Here is a 26866-nt window from a genome sequence, read left to right as displayed (position 1 = left end):
CGCCCCTACCACGATCCCGTGACAGCGCGATGACGCGTCACGCTGCGGACGGAACCAGCCATTCAAGGCCGACCAGCGCGTAAATCCCGAACGGCGCAGCCTTGCGACGTTCCACAGGCCGGGGTCCATCCACCACCGATATGCCCGAACCGAATCGGACGTCTGTTTGCTTAAGCCGCGATAACAGTGCTCTGCGACAACCAAGCGACAGCATTGGAAGATGCGGCCATCGTTGCCGCGAAAGCCGGGAAAACGCTCGGCGCGGCCTCAATAAAACCCGTGAAAATGATGGACCGGTCCATGGCCACGACCGACGCCAAGACGATCGGCCTCAGCGATCGCCGCGCTGATCCAGGTCTTGGCACGTCGCACCGCGGTTTCCAGATCCAGGCCCTTCGCAAGCCCTGCCGCGATGGCGGAAGACAGCGAGCACCCCGTGCCGTGGGTGTTCCCGGTCGCGACGCGAGGCGCTGCCAGCGCCATGGTGCCGTGACTGCCGAAGAGATAATCGATGCTCTCGGCGCCCTGCCCGTGACCGCCCTTGATCAGCACCGCGCCACACCCCATCGCAAGCAGCCGCTTGCCCTGGCTCGCGATCGCCGTCTCGCTCGCTGCGACCGGTTCTTCCAGCAGCGCGGCCGCTTCCGGCAGATTTGGCGTGATGAGTACCGCGCGCGGAATGAGCTTGGTCCGCAACGCGTCGACGGCATCGGCCGCCAGCAGATGATCGCCCGATGTGGCCACCATCACCGGATCGAGCACGAGGTGCCCGGGCGACCACCGCGTCAAGCCTGCGGCAATGGCGTCGATCGCAGCACCTTGCGCCACCATCCCAATCTTGACGGCCTTGACGTCGAGATCGCTGAACACGGCATCGATTTGCGCGGTTATGAAATCCGGCGGCACTTGATGAATCCCGCTCACGCCGGTCGTGTTCTGCGCGGTCAGGGCCGTGATCACGGACGCGCCATAGACGCCGAGCGCGGCAAACGTTTTCAGGTCCGCCTGAATGCCGGCGCCACCAGAGGAATCCGAGCCGGCGATCGTCAGCGCGATCGGAATAGCCATCAATCTGCCCGCAGGAGTTTTAGCGGCCTCTCAAAGCCCATAATGTGTCCTAGCGCGGCGTTCCATTCTCAGCAAGTTCGCTTGCCGCGCGGTGCGGTTTTTTGCTTCAGGGCCCGCTCCTTCTGATTGAAGCAGGACCGGGCCTCTGACTTTCGTTTGACGCGTTTTCCTCACGCGAACCGGTATCCACTTCGCTCGAAAACGCTATAGTGACGCAAAACGCGTTTTCGGAGACGACAGCAATGGTACCCTTTTTTGTCCAGTTCAAATGCAAGCTAGGCCAGTCCTATGCCGTTGCCAACGCGCTTGCGGAGGCCGAAATCGCCTCCGAGATCTATTCCACCGCGGGCGATTACGACCTGCTGGTGAAGTTCTACGTCGAGAATGACACCGATATCGGGCATTTCATCAACGAGAAGGTGCAAGTGATTCCGGGCATCCAGGACACCCACACCATCATTACGTTCAAGGCGTTCGGCACCGGTTAGGCCCATCGGCGAACAGCCGCCGTCAAAGCCGCTTCCAGGCGACGTTCGAGAACGCCCACGGGAAGATGCTCGCGACTTGACGGCGTTGGCCTGGACAGACTGGCTCCAGCTATCGCGCGGTTGGGACCTGATCTTGTGAACCATTCGACGGGCAAGCCATCGTGTTTCGGACCATGTTTTAACTATTTTCGATCTGCACGAAGGCCGGCTCCGGAACTCAAGCCGCACCCGTGAAAGCTGGAACGAAGCGACCGTTCTTTATCATGATAAGCTTTGCACCGCAGCAAACGCACAGCCAGATCAAGAAAGATTCGTATATCGCAAAATCACTTGGCAGACCTTGATCTTCGAGGAGACAGGACGTTGATGTCCGAGTTGAACAGGGAAGATCGCCACGGATACGAGCTTTTACAGACGATCCTGAAAGGCCATTTTTCCACTGACGATGCCGATCTGATCGATAACATCCAATCCGAAGCCGAATTCATCGATCTGCCGTCGGGCGGATTGTTGTTTCTCCAGGGTGACCACAGCGACGACGTCTATTTCCTTTTGTCGGGCCGCTTGCGGGCGTACACGGAAATCGGCGGCGAACGCATAACATTCGGCGAAATCGGCCGCGGCGAGACCGTCGGCGAGTTGGCGTTGTTTACCGGCGAACCCCGCTCTGCATCCATCGTCGCCCTGCGGGACTCGTCCCTGGTCAAGGTGACGCGTCGGCTGGTCGAACGCGCGCTCGCCAAATCGCCCCAGATTGCGCTGCAAATGACGCGCACCATCATTGAGCGGTTTCGCCGCTCCGAACGTCAGCGACAGACACCGATCGTTCCCGTCAACCTGTGCATCGTTCCGATCTCGGCCGGCATCGATGCGATGGCGCTCGCGCAAAACATGCGGGCTGCACGGGGGGAGGATGGCAAGGCCACCGCGATTATCGGTCCTGTGGATATTGATGCACGCTTCGGCGCGAACGCCGCCTCCGAAGCGGTGACGGATTATATCGACGAAATCGAGACCCGCAGCAAAGCGGTCTATCTCGTGACCGATGGCAGCGAATCCGCCTGGACAAAACTTTGTCTGCAGCACTGCGACGAGATCATGCTGCTGGCGGATGCCAACCAGCGACCCGGCATGACCGGCGTGGAAACCCACTATCTGGCAGGCGACACACCGATTTCGATCGCGCAACAGACGCTCGTGCTGCTGCATCCCGTGGAAACCAAAAGCCCGATCGGCACAGCCCGCTGGTTGAGCGCACGTCGCATCGCGCGACATTTTCATATTCGCCCCAAGCTGCCACGCGACATCAGCCGGATAGCACGGATCATTTCGGGCAATGCCATCGGCATCGTATTCGCAGGTGGCGGTGCCAAGGGATTTGCCCATGTCGGCGTCATGAAGGCGCTCGAAGAAGCGGGTATCGAGGTCGATTTCGTCGGCGGCACTTCGATCGGCGCGATCATGGGCATGTGCCTTGCGATGGATCAGTCGGCCGACACGATTTCGGCCGCCGTTCACAAGGCGTTTCTGCGCCACCCCAAAGGCAACATCACCGGCGATTACAATTTCATCCCGCTGGTATCTCTAATCAAGGGAAAGCGGACGCACGGCGCCCTGGCTCTGGCGATCGAGGAAGCTGCCGGGACCGACATCGATTCGGAAGATACCTGGAAGACGTTCTTCGTGATTGCCTCGGATTTCTCCACCGGTGCCGAGGTCGTTCTCGACAAGGGCAACCTTGCCCGCAACGTCATCGCAAGCTACGCCATTCCCGGCGCGCTGCCGCCGATGTTCATCAAAGGCCACATGATGTTCGACGGCGGCACGTTCAATAATTTTCCGGTCGACGTCATGGCGCGGCTCGGCGCCGGGCAGATCATCGGCGTCGACTTGTCGACCGACCATGGCCGGATCTTCGACATCGACCGTATTCCGGGAACGATCGCGCATTTGTACGACAAATTCCGGCCGCGAAAAAAGCAGCGCTACCGTTTGCCGACAGTGCCGGAAACACTGATTACGTCATCATTCATCAGCTCGTTGTCGAAACAGAAGACGATGCGCCGATTTGCCGACCTGCTGTTTCAGCCGCGCATCGAACAGGTCGGACTGCTGGAATGGAAGCGTTACGAAGACATTGTCGCTGTGGGGTACAATCACGCCAAGGAAATACTGGCGGCCGAGTCCGAGGACAAGCTTAGGGCATTTCGATAAGGGCTTTCGATGAAGATGGTTTGTGTTTCGCTCTGCCGCGCGACGCCCCGACCGGATCTGGCAAGATGTTCTGGACGTAGAACATTGCGAGTGGCGAGAGCAAAGCAAGGCCCCCTTCCCGCAACCGGCGCTCCGCGGATATTACAGACCCAGGCTCTCGCGCAGCCGCTGAAGCTGGGGACGGATGTGTTCGCAGCCGAGTTCCCGCTCGAACTTCGCAATCGCATCGGCGCTGGGTTCTGCCCGCAGGCGCATCAGACGCGCCGCGTCACGCGCGCACACATCCTCGGTCTGCATCGGTGGCGCCTGAGCTTGCACTTGAGGCTGTGGTTGAGGCTGGGCTGGAGGCTGAGTCGCTCCCTTCCCCGCCGCGTTGGAATTGGCGGGAGCGGCCTGCGGCTGCGGCTCGGTCAGGATGCTTTCGAGCAGGCGCTGCACTTGTGGGCGCAATCGATCGCAGGACAGCTCTTTCTGGAAGCTCGTAATCTGCTCGCGCAACGGGTCGGCGCGCAACCGCGCCAGGCGCTGCTCGTCGCGGATGCAGGCGGCCGCCGGATCGATCGCGTCGCGTACGGCTGACGTCGGTTGAGACGTTTTGGGAGGCTCGACCTTGGCGACGACCGTGGCGGACGACGGCGGTGCGGTAGCGCTCGGCGGCGCCGCCACGACCGCAGGCGCACTCGGCGGAGGCGCCACGGCCGGCTCCCGTTTGGCCACCGCAGGCGGTGGCGGCGGCTCGATCTTCTTCGGCGCTGGTGCCGGAACGAGTGAAATCGTCGAACCGCCGAGCGAGCCGTAGATGAACGGTTCCTGCCGTCCGCCCGTTATGTTGAGCACGTCGTCACGAACCCGGCCCAACGCGATGCGGATATCGACGCCCGGTTCGGTGAGATGCCTGAGCAACGCCGTGGCATAAGGACTGTTGACGCCGTCGCCATCGTAGGAAACAGAGCCCGCCTTCGCGGCGTAGGCGACCAGCGTGTCGGCGCTGACATCCTCAAGTTTTCCAAGTCCCCCCTTCATCGTCGAGCGGATGCCGGCAGAGCGCAGCTTCGAGGGGAACGGGTTGTCCCGGCAGGCATCGAGCAGGATCAGGCGCAGGCGCCGCACCGACTGCAGCGCCCAGATGATGCGGTCGAGCGCCACGGCCTCGTCTTCCACATCATAGTCGCGGCCGAGCCTGGCATCGGTCGGGACCAGATAATTGGTGCCGCCGATTTCGACGCCGTGGCCGGCATAATAAACCACCGCAATATCGGCGGTCTCCGCCGTGAGCAGGAACTCACGCACCGCGCGCTTGAAGTCGACCACGCCAAGATCGTTGCGCGAAATCACCACCTCGAAACCGACCGACTTGAACATGTTCGCGATGGCGGTCGAGTCGTTGATCGTATTGCTCAGCGGCGGAGCGCTCTTGTAGGCGGAGTTGCCGATCACCAGCGCAACGCGCCGATCGGCGGCGGCGGCGGTTGCGAACAACGCGCCCACCATGACGCAGAGGCAGTAGACCAGAAGGTTCCTAAGTTTCATCGCTATGTCAGTAAGAGTTCTGTGTCAGTAAGAATAGTGGTGCCAAAAATGACGGTGCCGTTTCGGCCTGTGTGGCGGACGACCATTGGCGGTCACCGTGACATTGATCACCTCGGAATAAACCGGCGGATCGTGCGGCACATGGTTCGCATCCGCGAACAGCAGGCGCAGCTTGTGCGGGCCGAGCGGCAAGGTGATTTTGGCCTCGGTCTGACCGGCGCCGAAATGCAGATGATTAAAATCGTTCGGTATAGGCTGGTCGAGCGGCGGCAGATCGGCGTCGACAAGCAAATGATGATGTCCGGTGTTCGGCTTGTCGAAGCCTGCCGGCGCGACGCCCATGTTCAGGAGGCCAAAGCGAATGACCGGATTCGGCGAAATGTAGGCGCCGTTGGTCGGATAGATGAAATAGACCTTGGCATCCTTTGGCGAAGGTTTGCGCGCGCCGGTGCCTGATGCCTGCGGCGGCGGAACGGCCTGATCGACCACTTTCACCTTGATGCGATCGGATACCAGCGGCGGCGAATGGGGAACGTGATTCTTGTCGCCGAACACCAGCTGCAACGTATGTTCGCCCGGTGTTAACGTCAGTTCGGTCTCGGTCTGGCCGGCGCCGAAATGCAGGTGCTGAAAGTCGTTCGGGATCTCGACGTTGAGCGGCGGCGTCGGCGCATCCACGATCAAATGGTGATGACCGGAATTCGCCCGATCCGAGCCCGCCGGCGCAACGCCCATGCCGCGAAGACCGAAATGGATCGTCGACTTGGTTGGCAACGTGTCGCCATCCTTGAGGCCGATAAAATACACCGCGGCTCCCGGTGGAGACGGCGTCGGTCCGCCGGTCTGACAGATCGCCGCGTCGCAAAGAGCGAGCAAGCCAACCAACGGAATAAAAAACAAGGCCAGCATTCTGTGGATCATTGCAATTCCCCAGCACTAGCACCGCAAAACTTAGGTCGTAACATTACATTTTGATCGTGCCGACGGCATCGTAACGACTGGATCGTGACAACCAGGTCGTAACGACAGGACCGCAAACTGCGATCGTAAGTTGCGTGGTAACTTGGACCGTAAGCCGAAGCGGCCAATTCATTTCTAGCAATCCTCAAACGATATTCTTTTACCGCGCGATGTAAACCCATAACCTTGGGCCCGCTCGGGGCTAAACGCCTCAGTCACACAGACGCCTCGCCTTGCCGATCATGGCCAAATGAAGCATGCTGCGTCAGCAACATGAGACCCTGGATGTCGAAAAACATCCGGATGGCCTGACCGGAAACCATAACATGAAGTTCCGTTTGTTGTTTGTGATATGCCTCACAGCGTTGGCTGCCGCAGCCGGCACTGGCGCGAATGCGCAGCGTGACCTTGCCGCCAGCCCGCCATCCGAGCCGAACTTAGTCGTTGCGCAAAAGCAGCAACCAGCGGTCGAACCCGGCGATATTTTTCGCGATTGCGACGATTGCCCAGAACTTGTGGTTGTTCCTTCCGGTGACTTCGTGATGGGAGCGAACGATACGCCCTATGAAAAACCGGAGCGCATGATCGCGATCCCGCGCCCGTTCGCGATCGGCCGCCGTGAGGTGACGTTCGCCGAATGGGATCAGTGCGCCGACGCCGGCGCCTGCAAGCACCGTCCCGACGATCACGGCTGGGGGCGCGGCAACCTGCCGGTCGTCAATGTGAGTTGGGACGACACCAGGCTTTTTCTCGCCTGGCTGTCGCAGAAGACCGGGCAGAGATACCGCCTTCCGAGCGAAGCCGAATGGGAATATGCGGCGCGCGCGGGAACCAAGACCGCGTTCTGGTGGGGCCGCGACGCAGGCTCCGGACACGCGCAATGCGACAATTGCGGCAGCCCGACCACCCAGAGACTGGTTGCCACCGGTTCATTTCGGCCCAACGGGTTCGGACTGTACGATACCGCCGGCAACGCCGCCGAATGGGTCGAAGATTGCTGGAACGACAATTATCGGGGCGCGCCGAAGGATGCCTCGGCCTGGACCAGCGGCGATTGCCGCCTGCGCGTATTGCGCGGCGGCAATTTCACCAGCAAGGCTGCAGAAGTCCGCTCCGCGTCGCGGTTTCGCTATGATGTCGACGTGCGCTACTACGCCAACGGTTTTCGGGTGCTGCGGGAAATACAGTGATGGCCCATCATTCATTTGATGTGTTGCAGCGCGAGCTCGCGCTGGCGATCGGGATCTGTGCGGCAGCTTCCGCGACAAGTGCGCAAACCTATTCGGCCAGTGGTCAGATCGGCTATCTCCAGGAATGGGAGATGAAGGCCAGTCTTGCGAAAACCATGACCGCTACCGGCGCAAGTTACGATGGCCCGGTGACGCTGCGCCATGTCGGCCTGTGCAGCGTCAACGGCGTCGAGGAAAAATCCGGCACCGTGCAGCTAAAGGTTTCGCCGAAGACCTCGGGCATTGAGGGAACATTGGCGATGCAGGACGACAACTGCCACATCGTCGCCTCTGCAGCACAATCCTACTCGGGACTGCTGAGCTGCCGCGATGGCCAGGGCATCCCGATCAAATTTTCCATCGAGCTGATGCAAATCGCCGATCAACACGATCCGGCGAACGGGAAATAGCGGTCTGACCGGCTCGCATCGCGATCCCTACTTGATCACGACTTGCCGCTATCCTCGGTCTTCTTCTTGGGCCGCGGTGGTCCATCCACCGGCGGCAGCGACTTCAGATATTCCGCGATGGCGCCGCGGTCCCCGCCGCTCAATTGCGAAATATTTCTGAGCACAGCCACCATCGAGCCGCCGGCAGAATCGCCATCGGGGGTTTGTCCGCTTTCAAGAAAATACGCGACATCCTTTTCGCTCCAATCCGAAATTCCCTTTTGCGTAATGTTCGGCACCCAGCCCTTGCCGTCCGGCTCCGGTCCGCCCGCGAAACGTTGCGAGGCGACAATGCCGCCGAGGAAATTGCGCGGGCTGTGACACTCCGCGCAATGGCCGAGGCTGTTCACGAGATACGCGCCCCGATTCCATTGCGCCGAGCGCGCGGCGTCCGGCGTGAACGGCTTGTCATCCATGAACAGCCATTTCCAGATTCCGACATTGCGGCGGATGTCGAACGGAAACGGCACGTCGTGATCGCGCACCCTGCCCGAAACCGGCGGCAGCGTTTTCAGGTAGGCGAAGAGATCGCGGATGTCTTCGCGCTTCGCATGCGCATAGGAATCGTAGGGAAAGGCCGGAAAATAATGAACGCCTGACGGAGAAACCCCGCGCATGACGGCGTTGACGAACTGCGCCTCGGACCATCGCCCGATGCCATCGACCGGATCGGGCGAGATGTTCGGGACGTAGAAGGTCCCGAACGGCGACGGCAGCGCAAGGCCGCCGCCAAGGCGGGTGCGATCGGGCTGGCCGGGCACGGCGTGGCAGGAGGAACATCCTCCGGCGTTGAATGTTGTCTGACCGTTCGCGAGATTTGGCGTGTAAGCCGGTTCTGTCACTGTGGATATGACCGACGGAATCGTGAGCCACCAGTAAACGCCGAAGGCAGCCGCACCGGCCAACACAACAGCAAGGACTATTCGTCGCGTCATTCACCGATCCGTCACTGACCGCTTCAATTTAACGGCTAGCACGGCCTGATTTCCAGCCATAGACTGCCCGAAATTTTGAGCCTCGGTGCCTGCCAGGGGAATAAATCTGCAATCTTATTGTTTTGAGGAAATGTCATTGTTTTAAGACCGTTCCAACCACTTGACGTCAACAGGGAGAGAAGCATGTCGAAAATCAAGATCGCGCTTGTTACGCTGGCACTGGGTGCGACCGTCGCCTTCACCAGCTCCGCCTTCGCCGAGAAGATGAAGGCAACCCTTGACGGCAAGTCCGAAACCCCGCCCAACGCCAGTGCCGGCAAGGGCGAAGCCGACATCGACTATGATGCGGCCACCAAGAAGCTGACCTGGAAGCTGACCTATTCCGGACTTTCCGGTCCCGCGACCGCGGCCCATTTCCACGGGCCGGCCGAACCCGGCAAGAACGCCGGCGTTGCGGTCGCGATTCCGAACGCCACCTCGAGCCCCGTCCAAGGCAGCGCCACGCTGACAGACGCGCAGGCCGCCGATCTGACGGCCGGCAAGTACTATGTCAACATCCACACCGCGGCCAATCCGGCCGGCGAAATCCGTGGCCAGGTGACCAAGTAAGCCCGTCGGTCGACGAATAATCCAAAAAAGGGGCCGACACATCGGGTGTCCGCCCCTTTTGCTTTGTGCTCTGCTCGAACTGAAATCAGCTGTTCTTGACGCGGAAGGTCTCGTGACAGCCGCCGCATTGCTTGCCGATGACCGGCAACGTCGCCTTCAGCGTATCGAGATCCTTGATCGTGCCCTTGGCGTCGGTCACGACCTTGCCGAAGCTTGCGATGTGCTCGCTGAAACCGGCCTTGTCCTCCCAGATCTTTGACGAGGCGCTGTAATCGCCATCCGCCTTGAGACCCTTGATGCTGTCGGGAAATAACGTCGGAAGATTCTTGGCGGTATCTGCGAACTGGGCAAGCGCCGTATCGACGGTCGCCTGGTCGTAGGGCTTTTCGCCCTTGACCATCGCGGCCAGCGCGCCTGCATTCTTTCCGTTGCCCTTCATGAAGGTCTGCGCATGCTTGACCGCATCCTGCTGTGCCACGACGGCACCAAACCCGAGCAACAACGCTCCGGCAACCACGACAGCCCGCATCATCATTCCAATTCCCCTTGTTTTTCGGCCGCGATCAATTCGCGTCCCGGAAACTATCCCTGCGGTCATTTCAACACCGCGGCTCGCGTTTCATTCCAGGGCATGATCCCGAAAAGTGGAAACCGGCTTTCGGAAAAAGATCATGCCCCAACAAAAGATAAGCGCAGAATCCGATTCAGCTTTGCTGAAGCAGATTGCAGCGATGATATCAGAGGCTATGGCGGCGTTGATGCTCCCGGATCGCAATCCAGACCCGCTCAGCCGTGGCCGGCATGTCGATATGGTCGATTTTGTATTCGCGCCACAGCCCTTCGATGATCGCATTGACCACCGCCGGACAGGAGCCGATCGCCCCGGCCTCGCCCGCGCCTTTGACGCCCAACGGATTGGTCGTGCACGGCACGTTATGGGTCTCGAACACGAACGACGGACCGTCGGCCGCGCGCGGCAAGGCGTAGTCCATGAAGGTCCCGGTGACGAGCTGGCCATCCTTCGGGTCGTATACCGCCTGCTCCATCAAGGCCTGCCCGATCCCCTGCATGGCGCCGCCATGAACCTGGCCGGCAAGCAATAGCGGGTTCAGCGTCACCCCGAAATCGTCGACGATGACGTAGTTCACGATTCTGATGATGCCGGTGGCGGGATCGATCTCGACCTCGGCGACATGCGTGCCGTTGGGGAATGTACCGTCGGCGCTGGCGAAGGTCGCGCTCGCATTGAGCTTCGATGGATCGACGCCCGGCCGCTTGGCCAGATCGGCAAAGCTGATCGAGCGATCGGTACCGGCGACGCGAATGGTGCCGTCGTTGATTTCGAGATCTGCGGCGCTGGTCTCCAGCGCTTCAGCCGCGATCTCGCGCAAATTCACGCCCAGCGTGCGGGTGGCCCGCTCAACGCTGACGCCGCCCGAGGGAATCGACGCCGAACCGCCGGTGCCAAGGCCGGTGGCGATCATGTCGGTATCGCCCTGGAAGATGTGGACACGCTCGGGCGCAAGCCCGAACTGCTCGGCGACCAACTGCGCGTAAGCGGTCTGATGGCCCTGCCCGCTCGACTGGGTGCCGATCAGAACCGTGACGTCGCCATTGGGATCGAGCCGCACATTGGCGGTCTCCTCGCCCATGGTGCCGCAGACCTCAACGTAAGTGGACATCCCGATGCCGCGCACCAGGCCGTCTTTTTTCGCGGCCCTGACGCGCTTGGGAAATTCCTTCCAATCCGCGATTTCCATGGCACGCTTCATGTGCGCGGTGAAATCGCCGGAATCATAGACTTTTCCGGTCGCGGTCTTGTAGGGCATCGCGCGCGGCGCAATGAAATTCTTGCGGCGGATCGCATCCGGCGTCATGTCGAGTTTTCGCGCCGCGGCATCGACCAGGCGCTCGACCACGTAAGCGGCTTCCGGCCTGCCGGCACCGCGATAGGCATCGACCGGCACGGTGTTGGTGAAGACGGTGCGCACGCGGCAATGGAACGTCTGGATGTCGTAGAGGCCGGGCAGCATGCCGGCGCCGCCATGCGGAATGTAGGGGCCGAAGGTCGACAGATACGCGCCCATGTCGCCCATCAGATCGACATCCATCGCCAGGAATTTACCGTCCTCGGCCAGCGCCATCCGCGCTTTGGTCACGTTGTCGCGGCCCTGCGCGTCGCCCATGAAGTGATCGGCGCGATCGGCGGTCCATTTGACCGTCTTGCGCAGCTTGCGCGCGGCAACCGCGATCAGCGCATATTCGCGATAGGGAAACAGCTTGGTGCCGAATCCGCCGCCGACGTCGGGGCAGATCACCCGCATCTTCTCGAGCGGCATCTTCAGCACGTTCTGGCACAGGATCTCGCGCAGCCGATGGCTGCCCTGGCTGCCGATGGTCAGCGTGAGGTGATCCTGCTTGGCGTCGTATTCGGCGACCGCCGCGCGCGTTTCCATGAAATTGGTGACGACGCGTGGATTGACGATCGACACTTCGGCCACCGCATGCGCCTTGGCGAACGCAGCGTCCGTCGCCTGCTTGTCGCCGATCGGCACATCGAACAGCACGTTGCCGGCATGATCCGGCCAGACCTGCGGCGCATCCTTCTTCACCGCATTGGCGACGCCGACCACCGCCGGCAGCGGCGTCCAGTTGACCTCGATCGCCTCGATGGCGTCGCGGGCCTGATCGATGGTTTCAGCGACCACGAATGCAACGGCATCGCCGACATGCCTCACCTCGCCCTCGGCCAGGATCGGATAGGGCGGACCGGTGAAGGGATTGTCCTCCAGATTGAACAAGCACGGCAGCCCGCCGAGATCCTTCACGTCGGCAGCCGTCAGGATCACGCCAATGCCGGGGAGACCGCGGGCGCGGGTCGCATCGATGGTAAATTTCGCGTGCGCGTGCGGCGAACGCAGCATCAGCGCATGCATCGAAGCCTGCGGCGCGTGGTCATCGGTGTAGCGGCCCTTGCCGCGAATGAGCGCATCATCTTCCTTGCGAAGGACGCTTTGACCGACGCCAAATTTCACCGGAGCAGCCATGTGATCTCCACTTGCAGCCTTGATTTGCGGCATATTGCAGCGGATCGCGCGCCAGCGCAAAGGGTTTAGCTGCGCACCAGCGATCTCAGCCAGCCTCTGCCGAACAACAGCAGGATCAATCCGGCGTAGACGATCGTGCCGACGACCATCAGCAGCAAAAGCGCGGTTTCATCGCGAAACGCGGGCAATCGCGCAAGGTGCGCCGCGGCGAGCCTTGCCGTAAACCAGAACGACGCGGCGAGGACCAAGCCGGAGGCGGCAAACTTCGCCAGCGATTGCGTCAGCGCGCGATCGATTTCGAGATACCCGGCCCGCACCGCAAAACCCAGCACCAGCAACAGATTGATCCAGGCGCCGACCGCGGTTGCGAGCGCAAGACCGACCTGCGCCAGCGACCCCATCAGAAAAACCTTCAGGAGCACGTTGACGGTCAAGCCGGTGAGCGACGCCTTCACCGGCGTCACGGTGTCCTTGCGGGCGTAGAACGTCGCGACCGCGCTGCGGATCATCACGAACGGAATGAGTCCGATCGAGTATGCCGCAAGCGTCATCGCCGCGGCCGCGGCATCGCCCTTGGTGAAGGCGCCACGCGCGAACATGGCGCGGGTGATGACATCGGGCACCGTGAGAAACGCAGCGACGAAAGGCACGGCCGCGAGCAAGGTGAATTCAAAGGCGCGCCGCTGCGCCGCCGCGGCGCCCGCATCATCGCCCGCTGTAATTCGCCGCGACATTTCCGGCAGCAGCACGGTGCCGATGGCGATGCCGATCACGCCGATCGGCAGTTGATAGAGCCGGTCGGCGTAATACAGCGCCGACAGCGCACCCGCCGGCAAGAAGGTTGCAATGATGGTATCGGCGAACATCGCGACCTGTGTGCCCATCGAGCCCAGCGTCGCCGGGCCGATGGCGCGGAAGAAGGCGCGCACGTCCTCGTCAAGCTTCAGCGGCGCAAAGCGCGGCAGGCCGCCATGGCGCGACAGATCGCCGGCGAGCAGAAAATACTGCAGAAAGCCCGAGATCAGCACGCCCCACGCCGCGGCGTGACCGACGGTCGGGAAGAACGCGGCCAGCGCCAGCGTCGCCATCATCGAGATGTTGAGCAAGATCGACGCCGCCGCGGCACTGGCAAAACGATGCATCACGTTGAGCATGCCGCCATACAGCGTCACCAGCGTGATCAGCAGAAGGTAAGGGAAAGTGATCCGTGTCAGCTCGATCGCGAGCCGGCGCTGCTCGGGTTCGTCGGTAAAGCCGGGCGCCAGAAGGCTCATGGCTTGCGGCATGAACAGCCAGGCGACGACGAGCAGAACCACTTGCGACAGAAACAGCAGCGTAAAGATGCGGTCGGCGAACAATCGCGCCGAGGTCTCGCCACCCTTGCCATGCACATGGGCGTAAGCCGGCACAAACGACGCGTTGAATGCGCCCTCGGCGAAAATCGCGCGGAAGTGATTGGGCAGCCGGAACGCCACGAAAAACGCGTCGGCGACCGGCCCCGCGCCCAGGATCGCCGCCAACATGATGTCGCGCGCGAAGCCGGTCAGGCGCGAAAGCAGCGTATAACCGCCGACGGTAAAGATACGACCGAGCATGCGCCGCTTCTACAGCATGAGGCGGTGCTTCAAAACGGCGAAATCAGCAGAGACATCCTTTTGCGCATAATCTTTTCCGAAAACCGGACGCCACTTTTCGGGATCATGCGCTAAGAGCGCCGCGCACAGCCTTGATGATACGCTCCTGCGCCGGCTCATCGAGATAGGCATGCATCGGCAGGCTGATCACATCGGAGGACAGACGTTCGCTGACCGGCAGGCCGCCGTCCGCGACCGGAAAATCCCGGTAGGCCGTCTGCTGATGCATCGATTTCGGGTAATAGATCGCGGTCGGTACGCCCTGCGCCTTTAACGCCGCCGCAAAACCATCGCGGTCGGTGCCCTTTGGCAGGCGAATGGTATATTGCGCCCACACCGAGGTGCAGCCGCTGGCGAGACGCGGAACGGTCACGACATTGCCGAGGCCCCGCGCATAGCGCTCCGCGACCTTGTTGCGCGCGGCGATCTCGTCTTCGAAGATCTTCAGCTTCTCGATCAGGATCGCGGCCTGCATGGTATCGAGCCGGCCGGTGACCCCGAGACGGACGTTGTCGTATTTGTCCGAGCCCTGGCCCTGGCCGTGGACGCGGATGCTGCGCAGCGTTGCGGCGAGTTCGGCATCGTCGGTGAAGATCGCGCCGCCGTCGCCAAAGCAGCCGAGCGGCTTGGCGGGGAAGAAGCTGGTCGCGGTGACGAGGCCGAAAGTGCCGAGACGGCGGCCCTTGTAGCTGGCGCCAAAACCCTGCGCGGCGTCATCGAGAACAAACAGACCCTCGGCCGCCGCAACCGCGCCGATGGCGTCGTGATCGGCGCTCTGTCCGAACAGATCGACGGGAATCACCGCCTTTGGCTTGAGCCCGCGCTTCTTCGCGGCGGAGATGCCGCGCTCCAGCGAGCGGGCGTCGATGTTGAAGGTCGCTTCATCGACGTCGACGAACACAGGCGTCGCGCCGGTCAGCGCCACCGCCTCGCCGGTCGCACAGAATGTAAAGGACGGGCAGAGCACGGCGTCACCGCGGCCGATGCCCTTTGCCATCAGCGCCATCAACAGCGCATCGGTGCCGCTCGCGCAGCTCACGACATGCTTGGCGCCGCTGAACTCCGCAAGCAGCGCCTCGAGCTTCGTCACTTCCGGACCGTTGATGAACTGGCAATGATCGAGCACACGGGCAACCGCCTCATCGATCGATTTGCCGAGCCGGCGGCGTTGCGCGCCGATATCGATAAAGGGCACGGGTTCTACGGTCATGTGCTGGTTCATGGCGCCTTCAGCTCTTGAGATTGGTCTGGATCACGATCCGATTGAACTCGCATCATGATCTCGTTTCTTTGTTCACGCATGATCTCGCCGCAAACGCCTCGCATTTGCCGCGAGGGATCATGCTCTAGCCCACGACGCGGCGCGGTCCCTTGCGGGCGGATGCGGCGGCGGCTGGCCTTGCAGGGGTTTCCAGGCAACGGATTGCAATTTCAAGGCTGGCGACGCCTTGGTCGCCGGTGACCGCCGGTATGCCGCCGGAGCGGACCGCATGGAGGAATGCGATCAATTCGGCGCGCAGCGGCTCGTCATGACCGACGGGCAGATGGCGCATTGAATAGCTGCCGTCCGGCTTGAAGCCGAAACATTCGGTGACCTGACGGGTGAGAAGATCCCCCATGACATATTTGCCGCGGGTCGCGACGGTGACATTGCGCGCCTTGAACGGCGTCAGCCAATTGGTGTTGATATGGGCGAGCACGCCCGAAGCCGTGCGGAACTGCAGCAGCGCGATATCCTCGCGCTCGGCGACCGCGCTGGAGAGTTGCGGCTGCACTTCCACGATGTCCGACTCGGTGAACCAGCGGATCAGATCGATGTCGTGCACGGCGAGATCGATGACCACGCCGACATTGGACATGCGCGGCGGAAACGGACCAACGCGGGTGATGGCGATCGAGAGGATATCCTCGCCCGATATCGCCTGCTTGATCGCGGCGACCGCCGGGTTGAAGCGCTCGACATGCCCGACCATCAGCGTCACGCCGGCGCGAGCGGCAGCGGCAACGATCTCCTGTCCCTCCTCGACCGAGGACGCGATCGGCTTTTCGACGAGGACGTGGATGTTGTGCGCAATGCAGGCGAGTGCAATCTCATGATGCAGATGCGTCGGCGCGGCGATGGTTACGGCATCCACGCCTTCCGCGATCAGTTCGTCGAGATTTGCGAAGGTGCGGCAGCCTGTCAGCTCGGTGGCGCGTGTCCGATGCGCCGGCAAGGGATCGACGACCCCGACCAGCGTCGTACCCGGCAGCCCGGCCAGCACGCGGGCATGATTGCTGCCCATGACACCTGCGCCGACCACCCCAACGCGAAGCGATTGTTTCGCGTCGGCTTTCACATCCGATGCGGACCCATTAGAACCCATCCCGTCAACCCCGGTAATATTTTCGTCACGAACGTCCCGGTGCTCTCCTAGCACGTCGCCACAGTTGTGGCGAATATCCCGAGTCGCTCCCAGACACGTTTTGAGTCAAAAAGTTACACGGTTTGGCGAGCTGCTTAGGCGCCAAAAAAGTCACAAACCAGGAGGTCGAACTCCACGGATTCGGTCCAATCGCTCAGGAGCGCCGGTAGTCGTCCTCGATCCGGATGATGTCGTCCTCGCCGAGATAGCTTCCGGTCTGGACCTCGATCAACTCCAGCAGAATCTTGCCGGGATTCTCCAGCCGGTGAACGGCACCGATCGGGATATAGATCGATTCATTCTCGTGCACGATCTTGACGAGTTCATTAACCGTCACCTTGGCGGTCCCGCGCACCACGATCCAGTGCTCGGAGCGGTGATGGTGCTTCTGCAGCGAAAGCCGCTCGCCCGCTTTCACCGTGATGCGCTTGACCTGATGGCGATCGCCATTGTCGACCGACTGATAGGCTCCCCAGGGACGATGCACCTTGATGTGGTTCTGAGTCACCTCGGGCGCAACGGTCTTGACCTTGGCGACCAGCCGCTTCAATCCGTTGGCGTCCTTCTGGCGCGAGACCAGCACTGCATCCTGGGTCGCCACGACCACGAGATCGTCGACTCCTTCCAGCGCGACCAGCGCCCTGTCGGTCGAAACGTTGCAGTTGCGCGAATCCTCGAACACGACAGCGCCTTGCGCGGCATTGCCCTGCCCGTCCTTGTCGGACAGTTCCCACACCGCGTGCCAGGAGCCGACGTCGGACCAGCCGCACGCCACCGGCACCACGGAAGCGCGCGAGGTCTTTTCCATGACCGCATAATCGATCGAGATCGCCTTGACCTTCCCGAACGATTCCGGGTCAAGCGTCACGAAGCCAAGATCGCGTCCGGCCTTGCTCACGGCATCGCTGACCGCTTGCACGCTCTCGGCATCGACGTTGCGGTATTCATCGAGCAGGACGGAAGCGCGGAACATGAAGTTGCCGCTGTTCCAGAGATAGCCCGCTTTGATATACGCGGCCGCCGTGGCCGGATCGGGCTTTTCAACAAATTTGACCACCGAACGGACATCGCCGGAAATGACCTCGCCGGGGCTGATGTAGCCATATTCGGTGGCCGCACGTTCGGGCTGGACGCCAAAGGTCACGATATGCCCCGCGTCGGCGGCGACCAGTCCCTGCCGGCAGGCCACGATGAACGCCGGGGTATCGCCGACCACGTGATCGGCGGCAAGCGCGAGAACGACGGCGTTGCTGTCACGCGCTTGCGCGAATACCGCGCCGGCGGCGATCGCCGGGCCGGAATCACGCCGCGCCGGCTCCAGCAGGATATCCGCCTCAAGTCCGATCTCGGCCAGTTGCTCGAGCACCATGAAGCGGTACGCCGCATTGGTGATGACGATCGGACGTTCAAACAGCGCCGTATCCGAAACCCGCAGAATCGTATCCTGAAATGTCGAACGCGTCCCGAACAGCGGCAGAAATTGTTTTGGACGAACCTCGCGCGAGGCGGGCCACAGCCGCGTTCCGGCGCCGCCGCACATGATCAGTGGAACAATTCGTCTGTCCATCGCCGTCAAACCTTGTAATGGTCGCGATACCACGCGACAAAATCACGAATGCCATCCTCGATGGAGGTCTCGGGCTTCATCCCTGTATCGCGCGTCAGGTCCCCAACATCGGCAAAGGTCTCCACGACATCACCGGGCTGCATCGACAGCATATCCTTTACTGCCGGGCGGCCCAACTCCTTCTCCAGCAGCGTTACCACATGCATCAGCTCTTCAGGATGCTGATTGCCTATATTATAGACTCGCGCCGGCGCGCATCCCGTCCGTTCGCCCGCGGGAACGAGATCGATCAGACGTAATACTATACGGGTCACATCATCGATATACGTGAAGTCGCGGCGCATCCTGCCATGGTTAAAAAGCCTGATCGGCGCGCCTTCGAGGATGGCTTTGGTAAACAGGAACAGCGCCATGTCGGGCCGTCCCCACGGCCCGTAAATGGTAAAGAAGCGCATGCCGGTGACCGGGAGATGGTAGAGATGGCTGTACGAATAGGCCATCAGCTCGTTGGCTTTTTTGGTCGCGGCGTAGAAACTTATGGGATGATCGGTCTTGTCGTCGACCGAAAACGGCACCTTGGTATTGGCGCCATAGACCGACGATGACGATGCATAGAGCAGATGACGGCACTGATTGTGCCGGCATCCCTCCAGAACATTGGCGAAGCCTTCCAGATTAGCATCGACGTAAGTCTGAGGATGCTCGATCGAATAGCGGACGCCGGCCTGGGCTGCGAGGTGGATCACGACCTCGAAGCGATGCTTCGCAAACAGCGCGGCGATGGCCGGACGATCCGCCAGATCTGTCTGTACGAAACTGAACCGTGAATTCTCGCGCAGGATATTCAGCCGCGCCCGCTTCAATTCCGGATCGTAGTAAGCGTTGACACTGTCCAGACCGACAACATCGCGGCCCTCAGCGAGCAGCCGCCGGGCAATGTGAAAGCCGATAAACCCCGCCGCGCCCGTGACCAATATTGTCTGATCAGACATAATACCCCAAGGATATCCAAGGCCCGCCAGCGCCGGCCCCGGCCTCTTTAGCCGCCGTATGGAGGGTGTCGCAATACCCGTTTGCGCGGCTACGGCCAGATCGGCCTTAAAACCATGCCAGCGCCCGTTTCCGAAGTTCGCAATCCACCGTTCACTTGAGCTCTTTCTGCTTTTTCGCGCGGTGCTGCTGCGTCGCGAAACTGCGGCCAGATGCAGAGCGGATTTTCGGGCGGAGGCACCATCCGTCCAAACGATCCACACCTTTGACCCAAGTAGATGCGGATAAAAGCCATAAAATCTTTACTCGCAGAAGTCGCTAAGTTAGGTTCCCTCTCGCGTTAGCGACGACACAGAAAGCCTTGGTCTGCGCTCGAGAGGCCAACAAGGCTTGCGATCATCGATGCGCCAACCGGAAAGCGCGAAAACCCGATGAACCAAGGTCAACCAGAAGAGTACTCTCTTTCCCCACTTCAAACTTTTTTTGCCAAGGTCGCAATTGTCACTGGCGCCCTCTTGACCACCCTCTATTTCGCATCCTCCCTCGCCGTATCCTTTGTCACAACTCAAAGCGAACAGTTAAAGGCATTAAAAGGTGGCGCCGCCTTCTGGGGAGCGATGGAGCAGAAGCTTTATACCCTCGCGGATGCGCCGGACATCGCTCCGGAAAAAAAGCAAAAAATCATCGATGCCATTCATCGGCTTTCGTTGAAGTACAAGCCATATTTCGATGCGCTTAACGATGATGGTGCACCCGGCAAGCCAGAACGCGCCAAGCCCGACCATGGATTTTAATCAGTCGTACAAGCCTTCTCTGATCATCAAGTCTTCTCTGATCATCAAGCCTTCTCTGATCATCAAGCCTTGCCTGAGCATTACGCCATCTCTGCTTCATTGCTAACAATCCAGATGCCCGACCGGTCTCGGCGGGCGCCATCGGTTCTCGAATAAATTGGTACAGAGCATGCAACCCGCCGTGCGCAACGGCGTCGCCTATTTCCTGGCCGCGACGCTCATATTCGTCTCACTATCGGTCGCAGACTATGTCGGCTGGTTGCGGTTGAAGCCTGAAGTTTCGGCTATCGGCTGGATCGCCGAAAAGCCCAACTATGACGACCATGTGCTCAACATCTATGAGCGCGCCACCGTCCGCGCCAAGGGCAACCCATCATCATTTCTGCCGATCTATGATGTGCAGAACCCCGGCCTCTTTCTGCTGGTGGCGGAATTATACACGCGCGCAGGCGCGACGACACCGCTTCCGCTCGAAATCACGTCGATCGTCTTGTTCAACGTCGGCGCCCTCTGTTTCTTTTTCTGGGTATACGCCTTGTTCGCCGACCTGGTGGTCGCAGCGTTCGCCACGGCATTTCTGTTGTTGTCGAAATTTTTTCTCTTTTTCCCCGGCGTTACCCACACGTTTCCGTATGAATTCGCCTTCTTCAATATCACGATGTTGTTCTTTGTTCTCTTTTTGAAAAACAACAAAAAAGCTTATCTGGTCGCCTCGCTGGTAGCCATGTTCATAACGTGCATGAACTACTGGTTCTATTATATGTCCTCGTGGATCATCATGGTCGGACTCTGGTGGCAATACCGGGGGCGCCCCCGTGTCAGGGATGTCGCGATCATATCGGCGCCGCCGATCGCTGCGGCTACCTTTACGGCGATCATGGTAATGTCGCTCTCCGGAGGAGTGAAGCAAGGCGTTTTGCGTCTCGCCGACATCCTCGTCGCGCGCACGTTTGATGCCCGCATTCCCGGCGGCGCATGGCATCCCGAACAGCGGTTCATGAACACGCTGGACTGGCTGGTCTACCCAACGACCGTCGCAACCAGGCTGGAGTGGTCGTACTCCCTCAACGTCTTCTGGTTTGCCATCGCCACCGTCTGCACATTCTTTCTTCTATCGCTGCACAACAGGAGAGCCCTGGTCTCGGCGCTCATCTTACTTGCGGGCGGATTTTCCTGGTATTGTGTGATGTTTCAGCACACGCACATCCACGCCTTTGTCGGCCAATACAGCTTCATGGCGATCTGCCCGATTTTTGGCCTGATCATATCGGAGGCGGTGTTTTTTACCCGGAGGTCTCTGCATCGAGTGACGACCAGCCGCGCCACATCTGTCGGCGCAGATCTCGCGACGGCGGCTTTGCTCATGGCGGTTGTTTGGGCAATGATCTGGCCCTACCTCGAAAATACCTACGGTCTGATCATGCAGACGGTCGAAATTTCGAGAACGGCCCAGGCGAAGTATGCCACGGCGATACAATCCATCTGCCGACAACATCCGGACATCACGCTTGCGGACCTGGAGTCCGCATCGAAGGATTGGGGTTTCGAGTGGATTCCGCGGTTGATAACAGAAACAAACCAGACACCGAGGTGCTCCAGCCAAGCCTCCTGAGCCTGGCAGTACCGCAACGGCCTCCCTTACTCGCCGTTTTGAGGGTGTCACAATACCCGTTTGGCAGCTATTGCCAGATCGGCTTTAAAACCATACCAAGGCGGCGAAGTTCGGCGCGCAGCGCCGGGGTGCGCTGTCTTTGACCTCCTTCCCAATCCTCACGAAGCGCGGATGAGATGCGCCGGATTCTGTTTTCGACGATCAAGATTTTGATCTCCGCGGCGCTGCTTTATTTCTCGCTGCGCAAGGTCAATCTGTCGGAGCTTGCGTCACGCCTCGATATTGCGAGCCTGGGCTGGATCGGTCTCGCGATAGCCGCGACCTTCCTGCAGATTTATGTTGGCGTATTGCGGTGGTGCGAGATCAGCGCCGAGTGCCGCGCGCCACTGGCGACCAAGCAGGCGATGCGTTTCAATCTGATCGGGACGTTCTTCAACCAGACGCTGCCATCCTCGATCGGCGGCGACGCGGTGCGACTCTGGCTGGTCGCGCGTGGCGGCGCCGGATGGCGCGCGGCGACCTATTCCATCTTCGTCGACCGGGCTATCGGCCTCATCACGCTTGCCATCATCATCGTCGCCACCCTGCCGTGGAGCTACAATCTCATCACCGATCCCCGAGGTCGGTCAGCGCTCTTGTTCGTCGATTTCGCGGCACTTGCGTGTGGGCTTGGATTTCTGGGTCTCGGCTGGTTGCGGTGGCCCTGGCTCGAGCGTCTGTGGGGAATGCACCATCTCCACGCCTGCTCGGTGATCGCGAACCGCGTCATCTTCAGCCGCGCGCACGGACCGGCCATCGCCGTGCAGTCGGTCCTTGTTCACGTTCTCGCCGCCGTGATTGCCTGGTGTGTGGAGCAATCGATTGCCGCACCGGTAACGTTTGCTCAAACGTTTCAGCTGATTCCGCCGGTCATGATGATCACGATGCTGCCGATTTCGATCGCCGGCTGGGGCGTCCGCGAGGCCACGATGGGTCTTGCGTTCGGGTATGCCGGACTGATGACGAATGAGGGCGTCAACGTTTCGCTGCTGTTCGGTGCGGTATCCTTCATCGTCGGCGCATTCGGTGGCCTGGTGTGGATTTTCAGCGCCGAGAAGGCAGCCCAGGGCGCCAAGCCGATCGAGATTCCCGAATAACGGCCATCGCACAGAATGACTGATTCCAAATTCTTCCTGGCGCTGGTTGCCCTGCTCGCCGCGGCGCTGCTTTCGGCCGCCCTGACCTGGGCGATCCGGCCGATGCTGTTGCGGCATGCGCTCGCGCGGCCGAATGCGCGGTCTTCGCATCGCATTCCCACCCCTCAAGGCGGAGGCATCGCGGTGATCGCTGCGACGCTGCTGGTCGCCGGAGCGGTCATGGCTTGGGCCGGCGCCGCCGACTTGAAAATCCCGGTCGCGGCCTTCGCCGCCACGCTGTTCATTGCAATCGTAGGCTTCGCCGACGACGTCAAATCCATCGACGTGTTGCCGCGGCTGTTGCTGCAGGCTGCGGCCGTCGCCGTGATCATCTTCATGGCATCAGGCGATTTCCGGATTGTCCCAGCCTGCCCGCTTTGGATCGAACGCGGCCTGCTTTTGCTTGCAGGGATCTGGTTCGTCAATCTCGTCAACTTCATGGATGGACTCGACTGGATGACCGTCGCTGAGGTCGTCCCGATTACATCGGCGCTGCTGCTCCTCGGCTGGCTCAGCGAATTTCCGGCCTCGGCAACCCTTGTGGCCGCGACGCTATGCGGCGCCATGCTTGGATTTGCGCCGTTCAACCGCCCCGTCGCGAAAGTCTTTCTCGGCGATGTCGGCAGCTTGCCGATCGGTCTATTGTTGGGCTGGTGCCTGGTGCAGCTCGCCCATGAGGGGCACTTCGCCGCCGCGCTGCTGCTGCCGATGTATTATCTGGCGGACGCCACCGTGACCTTGTTGCGCCGGATGGCAAGGCGCGAGCCATTTTGGGCGGCGCATCGCTCGCATTTTTATCAGCGCGCGACCGACAATGGTTTCACGGTGTGGCGCGTGGTCAGCGAAGTGTTCGCGCTCAACATCCTGCTGGCGGCACTGGCGATCGGGTCGGTCGCGGCGCCATCGGCCTCGGTCGGAATCGCGCTGCTTGTCGCCGGCGGCGCTGCGACGGCGTTCGTGATGTACAGATTTTCGCAACCGCGTTCTGCGTGAGATTTATCGTCGCGGGCTATCGGCTTTCCCGCAACAATTTTTGCATCAGCGCGGCGTAGCCGGTCATGGCGTCGGCAAAGTTGAAGCGCTGCGCGACAATGGCCGCACGCTCGCCGATCGATGAATTGTCGGATGAAGACGCAAGGCGGATCGCGCCGGCGAGATCGTCAGCATTACCCGGCTCGACCACCCAACCGAGGCTATGCTCCCTGACCGTCAGCGCCGCCTCGGCATTCGCTTCGGACACGAGAATGACCGGCCGCCCGATCGCGAGAAGATTATAGAACCGGCTGGGAACGGACACGCCGGCGAGATCCTTGCGATAAGGAATCAGCCAGACATCCGCCGCGCACAGAAACGCTTCGAGTTTTTCCTCCGGAACCCGCTCGACCAGCGTCACGTTCGGAAGGTTCGCCGTTGATTGCATTTCCTTCAACCGCTCGAAACCGATGCCCCAGCCCGAGAGCAGAAAATGGATTTGCGGATCATCCCGCAGCATTCGCGCGGCTTCGAACACCACGAGGGGGTCATGCGTGAAACCGAGATTGCCGGACAGACCGACAATGAAGCGCGCCGCGATCGGCCGGCGATAAGGGTTATCGGGATCGACCGGGCGCAACGCCGGAGTAAGCGTAGCCCAATTCGGGATAAAGCAGATCTCATCGCGCGTCAGCCCCTTGTAACGCAGCAAAAGCGGCTCGGTATCGCGCCCGATGATCACGACCGCGTTCAGCGCGCGAAACATCAGCGCATTGGCGCCGCGGATGGCTTTCGCAACCATCGACGAGGGTTTGAGCAGACCGGCCATGACAAGCACGTCCGGAAACAGGTCGTGCATGATCAGCGCTGAACGGGCGCGCTTTAGTTTGGCGGCGGCAACCACCGCATAGGGCAGCATGAACGGCGCGGTGACGGTAAGCGCGACGTCTCCCTTGCGCAGCCGCAGCAACAGTGCAGCGAATACGCGGACCGTGAAAATTATTTCCGCAATCGCGCGCCGGATCAGCGCGGCCTTTTCCGGCAATCTGTTTTTGATTTCGATGACGGCAGGTTGGCCCGGATTCACGGCCTCTTGCGTGGCCGAGCCGGGCATTCCCGAAAGCACCGTGACCGGCGCCACCGATACCAGGTGGCCCGCGATCGCCGCCATGATGGCCGCGGTGGTGCTGCGATCCGGCGGATAATGTTGGCTGACGACAACGATTTTGGCAGTCTGCTGCATCAACGCTTTCGGCATGGCGTGGCCGGACTACGCCGCCGTCGAACCGAACTCCGGCACCGCATCCTTCAGAATGGCCCTGATGGTAACCCGGTCGTCATTGGCAATGGCCTGATCGAGCGCCCCCAGCCATTTCCGGATCATCTGCATCGGCGGCTCGTTTGGCTTCGCCGCCATGACGCCCGCAACGCCGATCTCGACGGCCGGCTCCTCATTGGCGAACAGGATCTCGTTCAGCCGTTCCCCCGGCCGCATGCCGGTGAACACGATCTCGATATCATGGCCGGGTTCCAGCCCCAACAGGCGGATCATCCGCTCGGCCAATTCAACGATCTTGACGGGATGCCCCATGTTGAGCACGTAGACCGAGACGTCCGCGCGCGCCGGCGTCAGCGCATGGGTCGCTGACGTCAGCACGAGATCGCAAGCCTCGCGAATGGTCATGAAATATCTGACCATATCCGGATGCGTCACCGTCACCGGTCCGCCGGCCTCGATTTGCGCCTTGAACTTGGGCACCACAGAGCCGTTCGACGCCAAGACATTGCCGAATCTCACCGAGATGATGCGCATCCGCGGTGCGTTGCCGGCCTGCGCCGCAAGATCGTGATCAAGCGCCTGGCAATACATCTCGGCAAATCGTTTAGTCAGACCGAGCATGGAGACCGGCTCGATCGCCTTGTCGGTCGAGATCATCACCATCGCCTTGGCGCCCGCCGCCAGCGCCGCGTCGGCGACGTTCACCGATCCGAAAATGTTGGTCTTGACGCCTTCGCTCCAGTCGCGTTCGAGGATCGGCACATGCTTGAGCGCGGCGGCGTGAAACACGATGTCCGGCTTGAACTCGGCCATCAGCCGCATGATGCGTTCGCGGTCGCGAATGTCGGCGATCCGGCCCTCGATAACTGCGCCGGTCTCGCGCCCCGTCAGCGCCTCGGTCACGGCATAAAGCGCCGGCTCGGAATGTTCGAGCACCAGCAAGCGCGCGGCGCCGAAGGTTGCGACACGGTCGCAGATTTCCGAACCGATCGAGCCGCCGCCGCCGGTGACGATGACCGCCTTGCCCTTCACCAGGGCCTCGAGGCGGGCGTAGTCGATTTCGACGCTGGAACGCAGCAACAAATCCTCGACAGCGACCGTGGTCAGCCGCGGCGTCTCTCCGCCCTCCAGCGATGGAAGACGGCTGACGATCAGCCCGAGGCGGCGCGCGCGCATCAGCACGGATTCGGGATGCGCCTCCGGCTCGAATGCCGATGGCGTCATCACCACGCGCGTGATCGGCTTTTCGCGCCGGGCGAAATCACGGATCACGTCCTCGATGTCGTCGATCCCACCAAGTACCGGAATGTTCCGGATCGACTGGCCGCGATCGGCCATCGACGGCGACAACACGCCGACCGGCCACAGCCGGGTGACGGCGCCGCTTTCGATTCCGCGCAGCAGGATCTCGGCGTCGGCGGCCCGGCCGATCAGCAGCGCCGGCGAGGCTCCATCGGTGCGGGCGTGGCGGCGGACGCGCGTATAGCGGAAATATCGATACGCAAAACGCAGCGCGCTCAGGAAGGATATTTCAAGAAACCAGAAAAGGATGATGGTGATCTTGCCGGCAAAGAACGCGCCGCGAACGTTGGGCGCGACGAAAATGTAATCCAGCACCAGCAACGCCAGCGTCAGCGCGGTGGCGACGCGCAGGATGTTCAACGCGTCCGGTAACGAAATGAAACGCCATTTCGTGGTGGTCAGGTTGAAGACGTAACAAACCACCACGGTAAACGCGATGAAATAAGGCAGGATGTGCAACAGCAGCGGCACGCGGGCGTAGAACAGTTCGCCGCCCTCAAAGCGCACATAGAAGCTTGCGAAAAGCGCGATCGCCGTCGCCACAGCGTCATGCGCCGCAATCAACGCGTTACGCGAGGTCAGATTTGAAAGACGCATCATTTCGCTG

At 61.1% G+C, this 26866-nt stretch carries 22 protein-coding genes; 9 read left to right on the top strand and 13 right to left on the bottom strand.

Annotation, left to right across the window (positions count from 1 at the left end; genetic code table 11):
- Positions 1-267: 267 nt before the first annotated feature.
- Positions 268-1068, bottom strand: coding sequence for a bifunctional hydroxymethylpyrimidine kinase/phosphomethylpyrimidine kinase (gene thiD, locus BLV09_RS00770; protein ID WP_146685977.1), 801 nt, complete (start codon positions 1066-1068; stop codon positions 268-270).
- Positions 1069-1310: 242 nt separating this feature from the next.
- Here thiD and BLV09_RS00765 point away from each other — a divergent pair, with 242 nt between their 5' ends.
- Together BLV09_RS00765 and BLV09_RS00760 are read left to right on the top strand one after the other, a co-directional pair.
- Complete coding sequence (locus BLV09_RS00765; RefSeq protein WP_100387003.1) at positions 1311-1556, top strand: Lrp/AsnC ligand binding domain-containing protein; 246 nt, start codon at positions 1311-1313, stop codon at positions 1554-1556.
- Between the two features lie 366 nt (positions 1557-1922).
- Positions 1923-3770: a patatin-like phospholipase family protein gene (locus tag BLV09_RS00760; RefSeq protein WP_146685976.1), complete on the top strand. Its 1848-nt coding sequence runs from the start codon at positions 1923-1925 to the stop codon at positions 3768-3770.
- Positions 3771-3911: 141 nt separating this feature from the next.
- Here BLV09_RS00760 and BLV09_RS00755 read toward each other — a convergent pair whose 3' ends face one another.
- Both BLV09_RS00755 and BLV09_RS00750 read right to left on the bottom strand, forming a co-directional pair.
- Positions 3912-5300 carry a caspase family protein gene (locus BLV09_RS00755; RefSeq protein ID WP_146685975.1) on the bottom strand — a complete coding sequence of 463 codons (1389 nt, stop codon included), beginning with the start codon at positions 5298-5300 and terminating at the stop codon, positions 3912-3914.
- Positions 5301-5324: 24 nt separating this feature from the next.
- Positions 5325-6221, bottom strand: a complete 897-nt coding sequence (locus BLV09_RS00750) for a DUF4399 domain-containing protein (protein ID WP_146685974.1) — start codon at positions 6219-6221, stop codon at positions 5325-5327.
- Between the two features lie 365 nt (positions 6222-6586).
- On the opposite strand from BLV09_RS00750, the gene BLV09_RS00745 reads away from it, so the two are divergent.
- Both BLV09_RS00745 and BLV09_RS00740 read left to right on the top strand, forming a co-directional pair.
- The gene (locus BLV09_RS00745) at positions 6587-7450 is read left to right on the top strand and encodes a formylglycine-generating enzyme family protein (protein ID WP_146685973.1); all 864 of its coding nucleotides are present in this window, start codon (positions 6587-6589) and stop codon (positions 7448-7450) included.
- Positions 7450-7899 (top strand): hypothetical protein, encoded by a 450-nt coding sequence (locus BLV09_RS00740; RefSeq protein ID WP_146685972.1) that lies wholly within the window; start codon positions 7450-7452, stop codon positions 7897-7899. Before BLV09_RS00745 ends, BLV09_RS00740 begins: the two co-directional genes overlap by 1 nt.
- A 35-nt stretch (positions 7900-7934) precedes the next feature.
- Here the strand turns inward: BLV09_RS00740 and BLV09_RS00735 are convergent, their stop codons facing one another.
- A complete protein-coding gene (locus BLV09_RS00735; RefSeq protein ID WP_146685971.1) occupies positions 7935-8873 on the bottom strand; it encodes a c-type cytochrome in 939 nt (312 codons plus the stop codon).
- A gap of 183 nt (positions 8874-9056) precedes the next feature.
- Between BLV09_RS00735 and BLV09_RS00730 the strand changes: the two genes are divergently transcribed.
- Complete coding sequence (locus BLV09_RS00730; protein WP_100382840.1) at positions 9057-9482, top strand: CHRD domain-containing protein; 426 nt, start codon at positions 9057-9059, stop codon at positions 9480-9482.
- Between the two features lie 85 nt (positions 9483-9567).
- Here BLV09_RS00730 and BLV09_RS00725 read toward each other — a convergent pair whose 3' ends face one another.
- The 7 genes from BLV09_RS00725 to BLV09_RS00695 all read right to left on the bottom strand — a co-directional run bounded on the left by BLV09_RS00725 (position 9568) and on the right by BLV09_RS00695 (position 19127).
- Positions 9568-10014, bottom strand: coding sequence for a c-type cytochrome (locus tag BLV09_RS00725; protein WP_146690937.1), 447 nt, complete (start codon positions 10012-10014; stop codon positions 9568-9570).
- A gap of 205 nt (positions 10015-10219) precedes the next feature.
- Positions 10220-12529 carry a xanthine dehydrogenase family protein molybdopterin-binding subunit gene (locus BLV09_RS00720; protein WP_146685970.1) on the bottom strand — a complete coding sequence of 770 codons (2310 nt, stop codon included), beginning with the start codon at positions 12527-12529 and terminating at the stop codon, positions 10220-10222.
- 65 nt (positions 12530-12594) lie between these two features.
- A complete protein-coding gene (gene murJ, locus BLV09_RS00715; protein ID WP_146685969.1) occupies positions 12595-14124 on the bottom strand; it encodes a murein biosynthesis integral membrane protein MurJ in 1530 nt (509 codons plus the stop codon).
- A gap of 103 nt (positions 14125-14227) precedes the next feature.
- A complete protein-coding gene (locus BLV09_RS00710; RefSeq protein ID WP_146685968.1) occupies positions 14228-15385 on the bottom strand; it encodes a DegT/DnrJ/EryC1/StrS family aminotransferase in 1158 nt (385 codons plus the stop codon).
- A 124-nt stretch (positions 15386-15509) separates the two neighbouring features.
- On the bottom strand, positions 15510-16529 hold the full coding sequence (locus BLV09_RS00705) for a Gfo/Idh/MocA family protein (RefSeq protein WP_100382844.1): 1020 nt from the start codon (positions 16527-16529) through the stop codon (positions 15510-15512).
- A 193-nt stretch (positions 16530-16722) separates the two neighbouring features.
- Positions 16723-18135 carry a mannose-1-phosphate guanylyltransferase/mannose-6-phosphate isomerase gene (locus BLV09_RS00700; RefSeq protein ID WP_146685967.1) on the bottom strand — a complete coding sequence of 471 codons (1413 nt, stop codon included), beginning with the start codon at positions 18133-18135 and terminating at the stop codon, positions 16723-16725.
- A gap of 5 nt (positions 18136-18140) precedes the next feature.
- The gene (locus BLV09_RS00695) at positions 18141-19127 is read right to left on the bottom strand and encodes an NAD-dependent epimerase (RefSeq protein ID WP_146685966.1); all 987 of its coding nucleotides are present in this window, start codon (positions 19125-19127) and stop codon (positions 18141-18143) included.
- Positions 19128-19556: 429 nt separating this feature from the next.
- Here BLV09_RS00695 and BLV09_RS00690 point away from each other — a divergent pair, with 429 nt between their 5' ends.
- From BLV09_RS00690 to BLV09_RS00675, 4 genes are all read left to right on the top strand, one after another.
- Positions 19557-19919, top strand: coding sequence for a hypothetical protein (locus BLV09_RS00690; RefSeq protein WP_146685965.1), 363 nt, complete (start codon positions 19557-19559; stop codon positions 19917-19919).
- A gap of 325 nt (positions 19920-20244) precedes the next feature.
- Complete coding sequence (locus BLV09_RS00685) at positions 20245-21531, top strand: hypothetical protein (protein WP_146685964.1); 1287 nt, start codon at positions 20245-20247, stop codon at positions 21529-21531.
- A gap of 176 nt (positions 21532-21707) precedes the next feature.
- A complete protein-coding gene (locus BLV09_RS00680; RefSeq protein ID WP_146685963.1) occupies positions 21708-22667 on the top strand; it encodes a lysylphosphatidylglycerol synthase transmembrane domain-containing protein in 960 nt (319 codons plus the stop codon).
- Positions 22668-22682: 15 nt separating this feature from the next.
- Positions 22683-23699, top strand: a complete 1017-nt coding sequence (locus BLV09_RS00675) for an MraY family glycosyltransferase (protein WP_146685962.1) — start codon at positions 22683-22685, stop codon at positions 23697-23699.
- Between the two features lie 16 nt (positions 23700-23715).
- On the opposite strand, the gene BLV09_RS00670 is transcribed toward BLV09_RS00675, so the two are convergent.
- Positions 23716-24936 (bottom strand): glycosyltransferase family 4 protein, encoded by a 1221-nt coding sequence (locus BLV09_RS00670; RefSeq protein ID WP_244548936.1) that lies wholly within the window; start codon positions 24934-24936, stop codon positions 23716-23718.
- 12 nt (positions 24937-24948) lie between these two features.
- Positions 24949-26859 carry an SDR family NAD(P)-dependent oxidoreductase gene (locus BLV09_RS00665; RefSeq protein ID WP_146685960.1) on the bottom strand — a complete coding sequence of 637 codons (1911 nt, stop codon included), beginning with the start codon at positions 26857-26859 and terminating at the stop codon, positions 24949-24951.
- Positions 26860-26866: the final 7 nt, after the last annotated feature.

The organism is Bradyrhizobium canariense, from assembly GCF_900105125.1.
Classification (GTDB): Bacteria; Pseudomonadota; Alphaproteobacteria; order Rhizobiales; family Xanthobacteraceae; genus Bradyrhizobium; species Bradyrhizobium canariense_A.
This window is presented reverse-complemented; position numbering and strand designations above follow the sequence as displayed.

Bases quoted from the DNA above. Each gene is read 5' to 3' on its own strand.
- thiD (WP_146685977.1), bottom strand. From the start codon at position 1,068: ATGGCTATTCCGATCGCGCTGACGATCGCCGGCTCGGATTCCTCTGGT.
- BLV09_RS00765 (WP_100387003.1), top strand. From the start codon at position 1,311: ATGGTACCCTTTTTTGTCCAGTTCAAATGCAAGCTAGGCCAGTCCTAT.
- BLV09_RS00760 (WP_146685976.1), top strand. From the start codon at position 1,923: ATGTCCGAGTTGAACAGGGAAGATCGCCACGGATACGAGCTTTTACAG.
- BLV09_RS00755 (WP_146685975.1), bottom strand. From the start codon at position 5,300: ATGAAACTTAGGAACCTTCTGGTCTACTGCCTCTGCGTCATGGTGGGC.
- BLV09_RS00750 (WP_146685974.1), bottom strand. From the start codon at position 6,221: ATGATCCACAGAATGCTGGCCTTGTTTTTTATTCCGTTGGTTGGCTTG.
- BLV09_RS00745 (WP_146685973.1), top strand. From the start codon at position 6,587: ATGAAGTTCCGTTTGTTGTTTGTGATATGCCTCACAGCGTTGGCTGCC.
- BLV09_RS00740 (WP_146685972.1), top strand. From the start codon at position 7,450: ATGGCCCATCATTCATTTGATGTGTTGCAGCGCGAGCTCGCGCTGGCG.
- BLV09_RS00735 (WP_146685971.1), bottom strand. From the start codon at position 8,873: ATGACGCGACGAATAGTCCTTGCTGTTGTGTTGGCCGGTGCGGCTGCC.
- BLV09_RS00730 (WP_100382840.1), top strand. From the start codon at position 9,057: ATGTCGAAAATCAAGATCGCGCTTGTTACGCTGGCACTGGGTGCGACC.
- BLV09_RS00725 (WP_146690937.1), bottom strand. From the start codon at position 10,014: ATGATGCGGGCTGTCGTGGTTGCCGGAGCGTTGTTGCTCGGGTTTGGT.
- BLV09_RS00720 (WP_146685970.1), bottom strand. From the start codon at position 12,529: ATGGCTGCTCCGGTGAAATTTGGCGTCGGTCAAAGCGTCCTTCGCAAG.
- murJ (WP_146685969.1), bottom strand. From the start codon at position 14,124: ATGCTCGGTCGTATCTTTACCGTCGGCGGTTATACGCTGCTTTCGCGC.
- BLV09_RS00710 (WP_146685968.1), bottom strand. From the start codon at position 15,385: ATGAACCAGCACATGACCGTAGAACCCGTGCCCTTTATCGATATCGGC.
- BLV09_RS00705 (WP_100382844.1), bottom strand. From the start codon at position 16,529: ATGGGTTCTAATGGGTCCGCATCGGATGTGAAAGCCGACGCGAAACAA.
- BLV09_RS00700 (WP_146685967.1), bottom strand. From the start codon at position 18,135: ATGGACAGACGAATTGTTCCACTGATCATGTGCGGCGGCGCCGGAACG.
- BLV09_RS00695 (WP_146685966.1), bottom strand. From the start codon at position 19,127: ATGTCTGATCAGACAATATTGGTCACGGGCGCGGCGGGGTTTATCGGC.
- BLV09_RS00690 (WP_146685965.1), top strand. From the start codon at position 19,557: ATGAACCAAGGTCAACCAGAAGAGTACTCTCTTTCCCCACTTCAAACT.
- BLV09_RS00680 (WP_146685963.1), top strand. From the start codon at position 21,708: ATGCGCCGGATTCTGTTTTCGACGATCAAGATTTTGATCTCCGCGGCG.
- BLV09_RS00675 (WP_146685962.1), top strand. From the start codon at position 22,683: ATGACTGATTCCAAATTCTTCCTGGCGCTGGTTGCCCTGCTCGCCGCG.
- BLV09_RS00670 (WP_244548936.1), bottom strand. From the start codon at position 24,936: ATGCCGAAAGCGTTGATGCAGCAGACTGCCAAAATCGTTGTCGTCAGC.
- BLV09_RS00665 (WP_146685960.1), bottom strand. From the start codon at position 26,859: ATGATGCGTCTTTCAAATCTGACCTCGCGTAACGCGTTGATTGCGGCG.